Annotated in this window: 14 protein-coding genes and 1 tRNA gene; 6 read left to right on the top strand and 9 right to left on the bottom strand. The window is 45.2% G+C overall.

The window, feature by feature from the left end:
- Positions 1-123: 123 nt before the first annotated feature.
- The 7 genes from ABZR88_RS14790 to yihA all read right to left on the bottom strand — a co-directional run bounded on the left by ABZR88_RS14790 (position 124) and on the right by yihA (position 4,570).
- A tRNA-Ser gene (locus tag ABZR88_RS14790) sits at positions 124-211 on the bottom strand.
- 93 nt (positions 212-304) lie between these two features.
- Positions 305-1,279, bottom strand: coding sequence for a YihY/virulence factor BrkB family protein (locus tag ABZR88_RS14785; protein WP_107826594.1), 975 nt, complete (start codon positions 1,277-1,279; stop codon positions 305-307).
- An 8-nt stretch (positions 1,280-1,287) separates the two neighbouring features.
- Complete coding sequence (locus ABZR88_RS14780; protein ID WP_107826595.1) at positions 1,288-1,695, bottom strand: thioesterase family protein; 408 nt, start codon at positions 1,693-1,695, stop codon at positions 1,288-1,290.
- Positions 1,695-2,744 carry an endolytic transglycosylase MltG gene (mltG, locus tag ABZR88_RS14775; protein WP_107826596.1) on the bottom strand — a complete coding sequence of 350 codons (1,050 nt, stop codon included), beginning with the start codon at positions 2,742-2,744 and terminating at the stop codon, positions 1,695-1,697. Before mltG ends, ABZR88_RS14780 begins: the two co-directional genes overlap by 1 nt.
- Before the next feature lie 26 nt (positions 2,745-2,770).
- Positions 2,771-3,082 (bottom strand): rhodanese-like domain-containing protein, encoded by a 312-nt coding sequence (locus ABZR88_RS14770; protein ID WP_107826597.1) that lies wholly within the window; start codon positions 3,080-3,082, stop codon positions 2,771-2,773.
- Positions 3,066-3,872 (bottom strand): PASTA domain-containing protein, encoded by an 807-nt coding sequence (locus ABZR88_RS14765; RefSeq protein ID WP_245916968.1) that lies wholly within the window; start codon positions 3,870-3,872, stop codon positions 3,066-3,068. The genes ABZR88_RS14770 and ABZR88_RS14765 overlap by 17 nt, the downstream gene beginning before the upstream one ends.
- Before the next feature lie 86 nt (positions 3,873-3,958).
- Positions 3,959-4,570: a ribosome biogenesis GTP-binding protein YihA/YsxC gene (yihA, locus tag ABZR88_RS14760; protein WP_107826598.1), complete on the bottom strand. Its 612-nt coding sequence runs from the start codon at positions 4,568-4,570 to the stop codon at positions 3,959-3,961.
- A gap of 327 nt (positions 4,571-4,897) precedes the next feature.
- Between yihA and ABZR88_RS14755 the strand changes: the two genes are divergently transcribed.
- The 3 genes from ABZR88_RS14755 to ABZR88_RS14745 all read left to right on the top strand — a co-directional run bounded on the left by ABZR88_RS14755 (position 4,898) and on the right by ABZR88_RS14745 (position 8,657).
- On the top strand, positions 4,898-5,386 hold the full coding sequence (locus ABZR88_RS14755) for a VOC family protein (protein ID WP_107826599.1): 489 nt from the start codon (positions 4,898-4,900) through the stop codon (positions 5,384-5,386).
- Positions 5,387-5,723: 337 nt separating this feature from the next.
- Positions 5,724-7,547, top strand: coding sequence for a DNA polymerase III subunit gamma/tau (locus ABZR88_RS14750; protein ID WP_107826600.1), 1,824 nt, complete (start codon positions 5,724-5,726; stop codon positions 7,545-7,547).
- A gap of 309 nt (positions 7,548-7,856) precedes the next feature.
- Positions 7,857-8,657 carry a hypothetical protein gene (locus ABZR88_RS14745; RefSeq protein ID WP_107826601.1) on the top strand — a complete coding sequence of 267 codons (801 nt, stop codon included), beginning with the start codon at positions 7,857-7,859 and terminating at the stop codon, positions 8,655-8,657.
- Positions 8,658-8,777: 120 nt separating this feature from the next.
- Here ABZR88_RS14745 and ABZR88_RS14740 read toward each other — a convergent pair whose 3' ends face one another.
- Positions 8,778-9,209, bottom strand: coding sequence for a hypothetical protein (locus ABZR88_RS14740; RefSeq protein ID WP_107826602.1), 432 nt, complete (start codon positions 9,207-9,209; stop codon positions 8,778-8,780).
- A 215-nt stretch (positions 9,210-9,424) separates the two neighbouring features.
- Positions 9,425-10,135, bottom strand: a complete 711-nt coding sequence (locus ABZR88_RS14735) for a hypothetical protein (RefSeq protein ID WP_146166446.1) — start codon at positions 10,133-10,135, stop codon at positions 9,425-9,427.
- Between the two features lie 181 nt (positions 10,136-10,316).
- On the opposite strand from ABZR88_RS14735, the gene ABZR88_RS14730 reads away from it, so the two are divergent.
- The 3 genes from ABZR88_RS14730 to ABZR88_RS14720 all read left to right on the top strand — a co-directional run bounded on the left by ABZR88_RS14730 (position 10,317) and on the right by ABZR88_RS14720 (position 13,534).
- A complete protein-coding gene (locus tag ABZR88_RS14730; protein ID WP_107826604.1) occupies positions 10,317-11,549 on the top strand; it encodes an isocitrate dehydrogenase (NADP(+)) in 1,233 nt (410 codons plus the stop codon).
- Positions 11,550-11,759: 210 nt separating this feature from the next.
- Positions 11,760-12,746 carry a type I phosphomannose isomerase catalytic subunit gene (locus tag ABZR88_RS14725; RefSeq protein ID WP_107826605.1) on the top strand — a complete coding sequence of 329 codons (987 nt, stop codon included), beginning with the start codon at positions 11,760-11,762 and terminating at the stop codon, positions 12,744-12,746.
- A gap of 209 nt (positions 12,747-12,955) precedes the next feature.
- Complete coding sequence (locus ABZR88_RS14720) at positions 12,956-13,534, top strand: RNA polymerase sigma factor (RefSeq protein WP_107826606.1); 579 nt, start codon at positions 12,956-12,958, stop codon at positions 13,532-13,534.
- Positions 13,535-13,700 lie beyond the last annotated feature (166 nt).

Below are 13,700 nucleotides of genomic sequence, written 5' to 3'. Positions count from 1 at the left end.
AATTTACTCACCTGATCACTCACCTTTATGATGCGAATTGGTGCATAAAATGCGGATTTGGTATAAATAAAAAAGCCTGCAAGTATTTGACTTGCAGGCTTTTAGTTTGTTTTAATAACTTCTTGGCGGAGAGAGAGGGATTCGAACCCCCGGACCTTTAACAGTCAACGGTTTTCAAGACCGCCGCAATCGACCACTCTGCCATCTCTCCGGGGGCAAAAGTACAAAACCGAACTGAATTGCCAAATTTGATGTTAAAAAAAATTAAAATAATTGTAACTTATTGGTAGTCAGAATGAAAATTTTACTGTTCAGAGCTTTTTGCACCCTTAAAAGTGTTAAAACGGGGTTTTACAATCTTCACATTGCGTTTTGAAAGCTCAATACTGGCGTTTAATTCGAATCCGATGAGGATAATTAGCGAGTTTAGGTAGAGCCAAAGCATCACTACGATGAGGGTACCGATGGATCCGTAGATCTTATTGTAGGATGAGAAGTTGTTGATGTAAAAAGAAAATCCCAGCGAAGTGAACACCGCCAGGAAGGTAGCCAGGATAGAGCCCGGGCTAAGAAATTTCCATTTGCGCTTATGCGCCGGGGCGTATCGGTACAAAATAGATACGGTAGCAAAAAACAGCAGCACAACAATTATCCAGCGGGAGAACATAATGATGTACACCCAAACTGAGCTCTTGCTGTGCAGGCCGTGCTGAATGTAGCTAATGACCGCCTGACCGATAATGAGGATGCTGATGGCCACAATAAGCGTAAAGGCGATGAAGATAGTCAACACCAGTGCTATCCAGCGTTTTTTTAGCCAGGTGCGGCTTTCTGCCACCAGCGACGATTTGTTGAAGGCACGCATCAGCTTAATAACCCCGTTGGTGGCAAATATGGTGGCCGACAGGAAACCGAACGACAGCAAACTGAAGTTGTGGATCTTCACAATCTCCTCTATGGTTGAATAGAAGGCCTCATACGCGTTTGTAGGCAGTATGGTGGCAATAACATTCAGCAAGGTATCCTGGAAGCCTCTGATGGGGATATAGGGGATCAGCGTAAATAAAAAGATGATGACAGGGAAGATGGCCAGCATAAAGCTGTATGCCAACGACGATGCCCGGTTGATCAAAGAGTCTTGCTTGATCTCTTTAAAAAAGAAACTCGCTACCGTGTACAATGGCAGCGGACGAAAGCCCGGCAGGATGACCGATTTTGTCCAGTCCAGAAAGTACTGGTAGAACCTAAAGCGCGACAGAAACCGGTGCAGCCATTCCATACCTTAGCTTAAGTAAAATAAGGCTTCATTTTATCCAAAAACTCCTGCGGGGGCAGGCAGGGGCGGTTAGTATTCATGTTAACAAAGGCCAGCAGGGTTTCGGCAGTGTTGATTAGCTCGTCCTGCTCGTTATACAGCTCATAACGGAAATGAATTTTCACGCCCGGCATTTTATCCATCATCACGCGGATGCGGATGTCCTCATCATAACGGGCCGGTTTAAGGTATTTTACCTTCATCTCCATTACGGGCATCATCACGCCTTGTTCTTCCATCCAGCGGTAGGTCATGCCCTGGCTGCGCAGCATTTCTACACGGCCCACCTCATAAAACTCGGCATAGTTGCCATAGTACATGTAGCCCATCTGGTCGGTTTCGCCGTAGCGCACCCGCACACGGGTAGTGTTCTCAAACATTATTTCTTGATGTTTCTTTCGTTCAATGCCTGCTGGTAGCGTTTGGCGTTGAGCTTATGCTCAGCCTCGGTAACCGCAAAATTATGATTGCCTGAAAAATCCTCTTTGGCGCACATGTACAGGTAATTGTTATGATCATAATTCAACACAGCCTTCACAGCATTTACCGATGGCATCATGATTGGTCCGGGCGGCAAACCGGCTTTGGCGTAAGTGTTGTATGGGGAGTTTACGGTGAGGTACTTGTTCAATACCCGATGGATGGTAAAATCATGCATTGCAAAAATGATGGTCGGGTCGGCCTGTAAGTGCATGCCTTTGTGCAGGCGATTAAGATACAAACCGGCAATCTTCGGCATCTCGGCATCATGCAATGCCTCTGCATCAACAATAGAAGCTAAGATGGATACTTCAATAGGAGTTAGGCCTGCTGCTGCTGCCTGTTGTTTGCGGGCTGCGGTCCAGAACGTCTCGTAATGGGTATACATGCGTTTGTAGAATTTCTCTGGCGATGAGTTCCAGTACATCTGATAGGTGTCTGGCATCATCATCACATACACATTCTCTGTGGTGAAACCATATTGGGCTACAAACTTAGCCGAGTCCAGATAGCTAAGCAGCTTAACAGAATCTGGCTCGATCTTTTTAGAGATGAAACCTGCAAACTGCTCTTTCAGCCTGAAACCGTGGAATGATACTTCCACCGGTTCCTGCGTGCCCGAAGCCAGCATGTTAATTAAACGACGGTTGCTCATGCCCGAGTGCAGGCGGTATTTACCCGGTTTTACGCGGGTGGTATATTTCATGTTAATGGCCGCCCAGTTAAAGGTGGTGGTATCTTTAACCATCTTTTTATCTCTGATGGTTTGATAAACCTCGGCATAGGTTGAGCCGGTGCGGATGTACAGGTAATCTTCATTACCGGTTACATTGGGGCCAAAATAACGCAGGTAATAAAACAAACCTGTGCCGCCCAGCGCCAGTATAATTATTACTACCAGCGCTATAATAAATTTTTTTACTACGGATGATTTTTGCTGTTCAGCCATACTGTTTATTCAAAAGGGTATTGATGTTATTTTAATTTTTGCAGCGCCAAAATGCCGCCCGTAAGGTTACGAACATGAAGATAACCATTTTGTTGCAAAATTGATTGCGCCGTTTTGCTGCGCAGTCCGGCTTTGCAAATTACAATGATCTCCTCGTGCTTCTCCCATTCCAGATCTTCCAGTGCGGCGGGTAGTTTACCCAACGGTATGTTAAGGCCGCCAATGTTGTAGGTATGGTACTCCATTACCTCGCGTACATCCAGCAGGTTTAATGTTTCCGGATGTTGCAAGCGCTGGGCCATCTCCTGAGCGGCAATATCATTAGGGTTGTGGCTCATTTTGTACCTTGCCTTGAGTTACCACCAGGTTTACGCGAGTGCCTATGCTGGTTTTAGAAACAGAGTCTGTACGTGCCGGCGATTGTGATACCACCACCAGATTAGCCGAATCGGTGATTGGGCCCTGGTAGGTAATCTCGCCAATGGTTAACTGTGCGCCGCGGATGGCAAACCTGGCTGCATCCAGGTCCTGGTTTACCAGTTGTGGGATATCCACTTCGCTGGCGCCCTGACCATCGCCCAGTACCATATCCACGCGCGAGCCTTTAGGCAGTTTATCGCCGGGCTTCAACACCTGTCCGCCGAAGGTTGCCTGCAACACGTGGTCACGGGCTATATCGGCACGATAAACAGTGTCGCCAACTTTAAGGCCGTCGTTCCCCAGCAGGGCAGCGGCTTCAAGGTAAGTTTTATCGGTAAGATCTGGCAGTGCCACGTTAGGCGCCAGTTTGGTTACTACAGTGAGGTAAATTACGCGGCCTTCTTTTACATTGGTGCCGGCATCAGGGTCTTGAACGGTAACGGTGCCTGGCGGTTTATCCATAATATAAACCGAATCTATCTTGTATTCAAATCCCTGATCTTCAAGTGTGCTGATGGCTTTTTCAACCGGCATGCCAACCAGTGCGGGTACGGGGATGCCTGCACCGTGATGGGTATAATAACGGAGACTAAAGAACACAATGAGCACTACACCAACCACGGTGCCTATAGCGCCCAAAAAGTTTTTACGGAAGTCTTTTGTCTTTAAATAAGTCCAGATTTTGTTCATTTCAACAGTGCGCCGCATGGCGCTTTAATGCTCAAACATAAAGTAAAAAAATGAATATTGCGGGCCGGTTTTAGGATTGAGCGTGTTAAATAATAGCTGCCAGCCTATAGAACAGGCTTAACAAAAGTAGCATTAACACCGTCAATAAAATTCAGTACTTCATCGCGCCCTATGCCGTTTTCAGACGAGGTGATAAAGCAATCAGGCACTTCTTCAAATGTAGCCAGCAGGGCTTTTTTGAATTTAGCAATATTCTGGTCTGTTTTGGTGTTTGATTGCTTATCGGCCTTGGTAAATACCAGCACAAAGGGCAGCCCCCATTCGCCCAGTTTATTGCAGAACTCCACGTCAATTTTCTGCGGTTCCAGACGGCTATCAATCAACACCATTACGCACTGCAGGCTCTCGCGCTTGGTGAGGTAGTTGCGGATAAATTTATCCCAATCCTCTTTTTTGCTTTTAGAAATACGGGCGTAACCGTAACCGGGCAAATCCACCAGGTACCAGTTATCATTCACCAGAAAGTGGTTGATCAACTGTGTTTTGCCCGGCGTTTGCGATGTTTTGGCCAGACCTTTTTTGGCCGTCAGCATATTAATCAACGATGATTTGCCCACGTTAGACCGACCGATAAAAGCATACTCCGGCTTTTCAGCCGGTGGCAGTTTAGAGATCTGTGTGTTGCTGCAAATAAAATCGGCCGTTTTGATAATCATGGGGCAAAGTTACGGATTAGAGATTAGTTTGTATTAACGCTGATCAGACTTACGATGTTTTTAAAACTTCGTAAGTCTTTTTTCTCGTGTTCTTCTTAGATGTCATTCCGAACGATAGTAAGGGATCTTTTCGATTACACATTCCAGCAAATCGCTCCGAAAAGATTTTTTCGCTCACACTGTCCAAGCTAATTCCCGCTCAAGAGAACAGTTCTTCCGTTGGTCGAGATGACATATCCTAATTAAGAAACATAACCCACAAAAATGACACGCCATCTACGTACATTTAAACAACTCTTATTAAATTTACATGTTTAAACATTTATTATGAGCGATTATCAAATTCCGGCTAAAACACGTATCGGTCACGTGCATTTAAAAGTGAGTAACCTGCAACGCGCAATGGATTTTTACTGCGGATTGCTGGGCTTTGAGCTGATGACCACTTATGGCGAACAGGCCGCCTTTATATCTGCCGGTGGTTATCATCACCACATTGGGTTGAATACCTGGTACAGCGAGGGGGTTGCACCAGCGCCGCAGCATGCGCCGGGCTTGTTTCACACCGCAATATTGTACCCTGAAAGGAGAGATCTTGCTGTGGCGGTAAAACGCTTGATGGATGCCGGCTATCCGTTGACCGGCGCCAGTGATCATGGGGTGTCTGAAGCGATTTATCTGGATGATCCCGATGGTAATGGCGTAGAATTATATTGGGATCGCCCGAAAGAGGAATGGCCTACTGATGAGCATGGTAACCTGACCATGTATACCCGTCATTTGGATATGAGGGCCTTGCTGGCGCTGGCTAATTAAGTAACAGCAGATAGTGGCAGGTAGTTGATTGTAGTGACCGTTCAGCATAAACCCGATTGCAGTGGAAAGCCCGCAGCGTGCGGTTAGGCAGGTGAAAGAGAAGCGAGGACTTGGAGCGGAAAGCGGGGCTGAAGGGAGCGAAGAGTTGATGACCGTTCGTTTTCTATATAGTATTAGCCATGTCATGCTGAGGAACGAAGCATCTCTGAGGACTGTCTAATGGATTTGCAGCAGAGATGCTTCGTTCCTCAGCATGACATGGTGTTTAAAACTTTTGCAATAGCTTCCGGTCTTTTCTGACTTTCCGACTTCCGGACTTTTTTATACCTTAGTAACCGTGGATAATTTTATTGTATCGGCTCGTAAATACCGTCCGGCTACTTTTGAAACCGTTGTGGGTCAGCAGCATATTACTGGCACCTTAAAAAACGCGATCAAAAATAACCAGCTGGCGCAGGCATTTTTATTCTGCGGGCCACGTGGGGTAGGTAAAACAACGTGTGCTCGTATTTTGGCAAAAACCATTAACTGCGAGAATTTGCAGCCTAATGGCGAGGCCTGCGGCGAGTGCGCATCGTGCAGGGCATTTCAAAACGGTAACTCGTTTAACATACATGAGCTGGATGCGGCGTCTAATAACTCGGTAGACGACATTCGTAACCTGATTGACCAGGTACGCATCCCACCGCAGGGGGCGCGCTATAAGGTGTACATCATCGATGAGGTGCACATGCTCTCGCAAGCGGCTTTCAACGCGTTTCTGAAAACGCTGGAAGAACCGCCGCATTACGCCATTTTTATCCTGGCTACTACAGAGAAACATAAAATTTTACCAACTATCCTTTCGCGCTGTCAGATCTTTGATTTTAACCGCATCAGGGTAGAGGATATGTCTAATCACCTGGCCAATATTGCCCAAAAAGAGGGCATTGGTTATGAGGATGACGGCCTGCATATTATTGCCCAAAAGGCTGATGGCGGCTTGCGCGATGCGCTGTCTATGTTTGATCAGATTGTCAGCTTTAGCGGCGGTAAGGTAACTTACAGCTCTGTAATTGATAACCTGAACATACTGGATTATGATTACTATTTTAACGTAACCGACGGCCTGCTGAAAGAAGACACCGCCCGTACATTGCTGCTGTTTGACGAGATTTTGAGCAAAGGTTTTGACGGCGCACATTTTATTAGCGGTTTATCGGGACACTTCCGTAACCTGTTGGTGGGTAAGGATGCCAATACGCTGAAACTATTGGAGGTGAGCGATGGTATCAGGACCAAATACCTGCAGCAATCGCAAGCTACCTCGGTATCGTTCCTGCTGTCGGCTATGAATATTACCAACCAGTGCGACCTGAATTATAAGCTGAGCAAAAATCAACGCTTGCAGGTTGAGTTGGCGCTGTTAAAGATCTGTCACCTGCCATCGGCACTGAGTATGGCGGCCATGCCTGCTGAAATGTCCGAAGGGCAATTAAAAAAAAAACCTGATACCTCAGCAATAACGCCTCCGGCGGCTCCGGTTAGTGCACCTGCACCGGTACAACAAGCGCCGCAGCCGGTAGCCGTGCCAGAGCCAAGAGTAACACCGGCAGCAACGCCAACACCGCAACCCGCACCGGCGGCTACTGTAGCCGCGCCGCAAACACCCGCGGCAGATAAGCCCAAGATTGCCATTCCGTCTATGAGTGGTGGTGGCATGCTTAAAATTCCATCGCTGAAAGACGTGGGTAAGTATACCGCAGAAGAGATTGCTGACGAGGAAGATCCCTATATAAAAGGTACCGATAAGGAAGCTTTTACCTACGATGCTTTCCTGCAACTTTGGAACGAGTATGCCGGGCAGGTTAAAAAGGCCGGTAAGCCCATGACGTTTGTTAACATCCTGACCACCAATGCGCCAAAGCAATTGAGCCCGACAGAGTTTGAGGTGGTTGTGAACAACGGTACGCAAGAAAATTATTTCCGCGAGGAAAAGGCTGATCTGATGAACTTTCTTCGCGTAGCCCTCAAAAACTTTGATCTGAACGTAAACAGCCGTATGGACGAGCAGGCGGTAAACAGACGCCCTTACACCGCGGTAGAGAAATTTCAGTTTATGGCTACAAAAAACCCACAACTGGCCGAGCTGCGGAAGCGGTTTAACCTCGATCTGGAGTAACCCGATTTTCGGGTAGCAAGTGTTCAATTTTGATTTTAGAATATTAATAAAGAAGGCGATGGTGACATCGCCTTCTTTGTTATAAAGCATCCCCAAAAAGCCTCTTGTATATCTGTTTCTGCCATGCTTCGTTTGATATTGCAGTGCGAGGATGCTTGTCCACAATGTGGGTAATTAATTACACGTGTTGGGGATTTTGATGGGCGGTGTGCCTTGTCTGGAAGGTGTAAAACTAAATGGAATGCGATTTGCATATGCGTGTGCAGACTCCCTAATTATCTTTGAAAAAAAGTACTTTACAAATTCACCATGAAACCTTTTTACAAAATGGCTGCCCTGGCCTTAGCAGGTGCATCGCTGGTTGTTGTGTCATGTAAAAAAAATGCCACAACCCCAAAAGACAACATCGATTATGCTGCATTGGCGCAGCAACTGGCCAAAGGCTTAAGCAGCACTTCTGCAACAGCTAACGTTAAAACAAACGCCGCCAGCACCCTTAAAATTTTTGATATTACCAGTGCTTGCGGTACATCAGAAGAAAAAGCAAACACCAACCAGAGCATTAAATTGGGCGGCGATACCACAGAGAACGTAAAGCGCCACACCATCTTTACTTACTTGTGCGAGAACGGTAGCACTGATCCTAACGCGTATACACAACGTGATACGTCTGTGGATACCTACTCTGGCTCGGCTTTCAGAAATTCAAGAACTATTGCGCTGAACTGGCATGTAAGTGCTCAGGGTAGCCAGGAGCGCTTGTTAGTTAACGGCGATTCAAAATCTATCGCTTCTACTGCTGTATTAAAAGATGGTGCTACTACTTCATCTTACAGCACCAGCTTTGACTACCACTGGACCAACGTGCTGGCCATTCAGGATTATACTTTCAAAACTGCTCCTTATTTTGACGGTGGTAAAGTTGATTATACCTGCGTTATTGAAAACAAAAAATCAGTATCAGACGATCAGATTACCAATCTGTCTGGTACCATCCAATTTATGGTTGGCACCGGAGGTAACATGTGGGTAACCTTTAACCCTCGTGACGGCTTCCCGCTGTTAACTTATATTATTGACGCTAAAACAGGTAAGGCCACTCAGCAATAATTAGAGAGTCGTTTTAAAGGCAACAGCCTCTAGTAATAAAAAGGTCAACTTTCTGCCAGAAAGTTGACCTTTTTGCTTTTTGTTAAGATGTGTCTTTTTTTAATAGTTGGTGGTCTGGATTTATCTTAAAAACTCTCCGTCATTTTTAGGATAACCTTCTTCGTCCAGGTCGTCACGATCGTCTTCCGGGGTGCGGGCCAGCGATTCATCAATCGGGTCAACCTCTAAAATGCGGCCATCGTCTATATGCATGCCCAGTTTGTCGGCATCGGTTTCTAAAGATCGTTTAGGGTCATACTCATCGCGGGCATCATAGGGGTTGGCCTCGTCCCAGGTAGAGTTATCGTCTTCGCCGTTAGGGGCGGCGGTATCGTACGGGTCTGGGTGATCATAATCCGGGTCGGTGCTGTTCACGTCAATCTCATAGCTTTGGCTATCCGGATTATATTTCAAGTTCTCTTTGTCAATAGTTTCGCCCAGGTCGTCTTTTAAGGTGCGGTCCCTGTCTTCGTTGGTATGCCTTAGCTCAGGGTAATTCTTATCTCTGTTCATGGCCTATTCAAGTTTTATCTATATAGGCTTAACAGGAGATGAGGGGCAATGTTTTTGAAAGGTGAAAGGTGAAAGGTGAAAGGTGAAAGGTTGTGCAAGCGGCATAAAAAAGATAAGGCGCAAGTAGATAACTTGCGCCCTATATATCGTTACAGGGATGATCGATGAGCAGCGACTGGTCCTTTTACCTTTCGCCTTTATCCGTTCACCTAAAATTAATAATCTATCTGTTTACGGTAAGAAGTGCTGCCGCCAATGGCAAATTTCAATCCAACGGTAAATTGCTTAAAAGCATCGTTTCCACCGGCTGGTATGCCGTCAAAGTTATCGCTCAGGATGTAGTTGTATTGGTAACCCAGATCGAGTTTTACGGTTGGCTCGCTGTAGGCGTTAAAGAATTTAAGTTCGTAGCCTACTTTAAGCGGAATAAAAACGTTGCTGCCTTTGTTTTCGTTGGTTCCAAGGCTTACTGTGGTGAATTTGTAATCGCTGTAAATTACGCCCACGCCACCGCTGATATAAAGATTTTTAAAAAAGTTTTTAAACTGGCTGTGCGAGTAATCCATTATCTCGCCCATTTGCAGCTGTACACGGCCACTAATGGTAGTATAATCGCTGGTAAAGCTTGCGTAAGGTAGCTCGGTAGGGTCCAACATAAGCAGGAGCGGGGCATAGCCTGATTTGCTCAGATCAAACCCGTTTATTGAACCTATCTGTAAATCGGCAATAAAGTTTACAAAAGGGGTTTGATTGTAAGTGAAATTGGCCGCGAAAGACGGTCTGGTGGTTGATGTGGCAAAATCTGTTTTGCCTTTATTAAAGGTGGCACCTACGCCAAAATCATACTGAGAATAATTATAACCAACTTGTGCCCTGGCGCTAAAAGCCGCAATAGATACCAGCAGGGTAAAAATGATCTTTTTCAAATGATAAGCTTTAAATTTTATACTTTGTTGCAAAGCGGGGGTTTAATGACCTTGCTACTCTTCAAATGTATGTAATTTTAGTAAATGCCTTGAATTTTTTATAGCATTTAATTAAAAAAACAGTAAAAGCAATTCTATATTTGGGCGATTGTTTCAAAAACGGAATTCTAACACTAATAATATGTCAAAAATTAAAGTAGCAAACCCGGTAGTTGAGCTTGATGGTGACGAAATGACCCGCATCATCTGGCAATTTATAAAAGATAAGCTGATCCTTCCATACCTTGAGCTGGATATCAAATATTATGATCTAGGTGTTGAGTATCGCGATGAAACCAACGACCAGGTAACTATTGACGCTGCTAACGCCATTAAACAATACGGTGTAGGTATTAAATGTGCCACCATCACTCCTGATGAGGCTCGTGTAAAAGAGTTTAACCTGAAACAAATGTGGAAATCGCCAAACGGCACTATCCGTAACATTCTGGACGGTACCGTATTCCGCGAGCCAATTGTAATGTCAAACGTACCACGCCTGGTGCCAAACTGGACTGCGCCTATCTGCATCGGCCGTCACGCTTTCGGCGATCAGTACCGTGCTACTGACTTTGTAACTAAAGGTAAAGGCAAACTGACCATCACCTTCACTCCAGAAGATGGCGGCGAAGTACAATCTTTCGATGTATTTAACTTTAAAGGCGATGGCGTTGCCCTGGCTATGTACAATACTGACGAGTCTATCCGCGGTTTTGCACATGCTTGTTTTAACCAGGCGCTGATGAAAGGCTGGCCTTTATACCTGTCAACCAAAAATACCATCCTTAAAAAATATGACGGTCGCTTTAAAGATATCTTTGAAGAGATCTATCAGGCAGATTACAAAGCTAAATTTGACGCTGCCGGTATTACTTACGAGCACCGTCTGATTGACGACATGGTTGCTTCTGCGCTGAAATGGAACGGTAACTTTGTTTGGGCTTGTAAAAACTATGATGGCGACGTACAGTCTGACACCGTAGCTCAAGGTTTCGGTTCACTGGGTCTGATGACTTCAACCCTGGTTACTCCAGATGGCAAAACCATGGAGGCTGAGGCTGCTCACGGTACCGTAACCCGTCACTATCGTGATCACCAGGCTGGTAAACCAACCTCTACCAACCCAATTGCATCTATCTTTGCCTGGACCCGCGGTCTGGAGTTCCGTGGTTTGTTAGACAACAACCAGGAGCTGATCGACTTCTGCAAAGCCCTGGAGCAAGTATGTATTGAAACTGTTGAAAGCGGCAAAATGACTAAAGACTTAGCCGTTTGTATCCACGGTAACAATGTACAACACGGTAAAGATTTCCTTTACACTGAAGAGTTCCTGGAAGCTATCAACGAGAACCTGAAAGCTAAACTGGCTAAATAAGTAATTATTTAACCCGATATAGGAAACGCCTGGCATTAATGCCGGGCGTTTTTATTTTAATACCGATTGTAGCATCCGGAGGGGGTATGCAATAGATGCTTAATAGCAAGAGCTCTTAAGTCAGGCGTCAATTATAGTTAATCAAAACCTCAGCTTATGTTTCAGGTTTATCAATTAACTTAATAACTTCGCGTCAAAAATACACTTACCATGTCATCACTCTATCCGTTAAAATTCAAAACCATTTATAAAGACAAAATATGGGGCGGTCAAAAGATCAAAACCTATTTGCATAAAGATTTTGGCAGTTTGCCTAATTGCGGCGAAACCTGGGAAATATCGGGTGTAAAGTCTGACGTATCTGTGGTTGATAACGGGGAGTTGGTAGGCCAATCGCTGGCAGATCTGCTGGAACAACACCAGGGCGATCTGGTTGGTCAGCACGTATACAAGCATTTCGGTAATACCTTCCCGCTGCTGGTTAAGTTTATTGACGCTAATGATGATTTGTCAATCCAGGTGCACCCTGATGATAAATTGGCCAAAGAGCGCCATAACTCATTTGGTAAAACCGAAATGTGGTACGTAATAGAGGCCGATCCGGGTTCAACGTTGATTTCAGGCTTCAGCCAGCAGGTAGACGAGAAAACCTATGTAGAGAAGCTGAACAGCGGCCACATCATGGATATTCTGAACCGCGAAGAGGTAAGCGCAGGCGACGTGTTCTTTTTACCGGCCGGCCGTGTGCACACCATTGGTAAAGGTTTGTTGATTGCCGAAATTCAGCAAACATCAGATATCACTTACCGTATTTATGATTTTGACCGCGTTGATGATAATGGACAGAAACGCGAACTGCATACAGACCTGGCACTGGCTGCTATTGACTATAAGGTGTATGATGAGTACAAAACCAAATATCAGGCCGAGCAAAATGCCAATGTGCACCTGGTAACTTGTCCATATTTTACCACCAACCTGATGGATTATACCGAGACGGTGAGCAAAGACTATAGCAAGCTCGACTCATTTGTGATCCACGTTTGCGTTGAAGGTTCTTACACGCTGAAATATGACGGCGGCGAAGTTGGCGTAACCATGGGTGAGTGCCTGCTGATACCAAAAGTAATTGGCGAAGTTGAACTGGTAACCAGTGGAGGCTTTAAGATATTAGAAAGTTATATTGAAGAAAAATAACACAAGGGCCGCATTTGCGGCCTTTTTTGTTTGATTTATGTAAATACTCGTTTGTTCTGATAATATATATCTGTCTTTTCGGGGCGTTGATTTTTAACCAGTTGTGTTCTGTTTGTACACAAATGTTATCGTTTTGTTAGGTTGATTAATGTAAACTTAACCTGTTGTTTTTGTTGCGTAAATATTGCTGCCTTTATTTTGCAGGCGCTATGGAACAATCAAATATGTCGTTATGGGGAACGCTGGAGGGGTTTGAAGACATATTTAAAGAAAACTACTCGCCACTGTTTCGTTACGTTAAGGGTATTGTAAAGGATGATGATCAGGCTAAAGATGTGCTATCTGATCTTTTCCTCAACCTTTGGCAGCAAAAAGATAAGCTGCAGATTAATGATCTGAAGCCTTATTTGTTCCGTGCTGCACGCCATGGGGCCCTAAAAATGGTGTCACCCCGTTACCAGTCTATTGAGTTGCCTGATGATGTGCACAACATCCCGGCCGATGCCTACAACCCGTTTGAAAAGTTTGTTGCCAAGCAATCTATCCGTATTGTTGAAGATTTGATTGCCAAATTGCCACCACTACGCAAAGAGATGATTGAGCTGCGCCTGCTGGGCTTAAAACATGCCGAGATAGCCGAAGCGCTGGAGATCACCGAAAAAAAGGTGGAGTACAACATGCGCGAGGCTATTGAGCAACTTACCCATGCCATTAACCACAGCAGTCTGGATAAAGCCACCATTGCAGGTGGGCTGATGTTGATTAACATAATCTTCACCATTATTTAATAATTTCTTTCAGGGGAAAATAATGACTCGTGTCTCTTTAAAGAGAGGTGCGTAAGCTCATTGTTTTTAATTTGTGTAAGGCCGGGGCATGCTCCGGCCTTAGTTTTTGGTACCGTCTCGCAAATCTTTTATCGCTTAACAGAACTTTAACACATTCTTAAGGATT

The organism is Mucilaginibacter yixingensis (assembly GCF_041080815.1).
Classification (GTDB): domain Bacteria; phylum Bacteroidota; class Bacteroidia; order Sphingobacteriales; family Sphingobacteriaceae; genus Mucilaginibacter; species Mucilaginibacter yixingensis.
This window is presented reverse-complemented; position numbering and strand designations above follow the sequence as displayed.

Excerpts from the sequence above, each read along its gene's own strand:
- ABZR88_RS14785 (WP_107826594.1), bottom strand. The coding sequence starts at position 1,279 with ATGGAATGGCTGCACCGGTTTCTGTCGCGCTTTAGGTTCTACCAGTAC.
- ABZR88_RS14780 (WP_107826595.1), bottom strand. The coding sequence starts at position 1,695 with ATGTTTGAGAACACTACCCGTGTGCGGGTGCGCTACGGCGAAACCGAC.
- mltG (WP_107826596.1), bottom strand. The coding sequence starts at position 2,744 with ATGGCTGAACAGCAAAAATCATCCGTAGTAAAAAAATTTATTATAGCG.
- ABZR88_RS14770 (WP_107826597.1), bottom strand. The coding sequence starts at position 3,082 with ATGAGCCACAACCCTAATGATATTGCCGCTCAGGAGATGGCCCAGCGC.
- ABZR88_RS14765 (WP_245916968.1), bottom strand. The coding sequence starts at position 3,872 with ATGCGGCGCACTGTTGAAATGAACAAAATCTGGACTTATTTAAAGACA.
- yihA (WP_107826598.1), bottom strand. The coding sequence starts at position 4,570 with ATGATTATCAAAACGGCCGATTTTATTTGCAGCAACACACAGATCTCT.
- ABZR88_RS14755 (WP_107826599.1), top strand. The coding sequence starts at position 4,898 with ATGAGCGATTATCAAATTCCGGCTAAAACACGTATCGGTCACGTGCAT.
- ABZR88_RS14745 (WP_107826601.1), top strand. The coding sequence starts at position 7,857 with ATGAAACCTTTTTACAAAATGGCTGCCCTGGCCTTAGCAGGTGCATCG.
- ABZR88_RS14740 (WP_107826602.1), bottom strand. The coding sequence starts at position 9,209 with ATGAACAGAGATAAGAATTACCCTGAGCTAAGGCATACCAACGAAGAC.
- ABZR88_RS14730 (WP_107826604.1), top strand. The coding sequence starts at position 10,317 with ATGTCAAAAATTAAAGTAGCAAACCCGGTAGTTGAGCTTGATGGTGAC.
- ABZR88_RS14725 (WP_107826605.1), top strand. The coding sequence starts at position 11,760 with ATGTCATCACTCTATCCGTTAAAATTCAAAACCATTTATAAAGACAAA.
- ABZR88_RS14720 (WP_107826606.1), top strand. The coding sequence starts at position 12,956 with ATGGAACAATCAAATATGTCGTTATGGGGAACGCTGGAGGGGTTTGAA.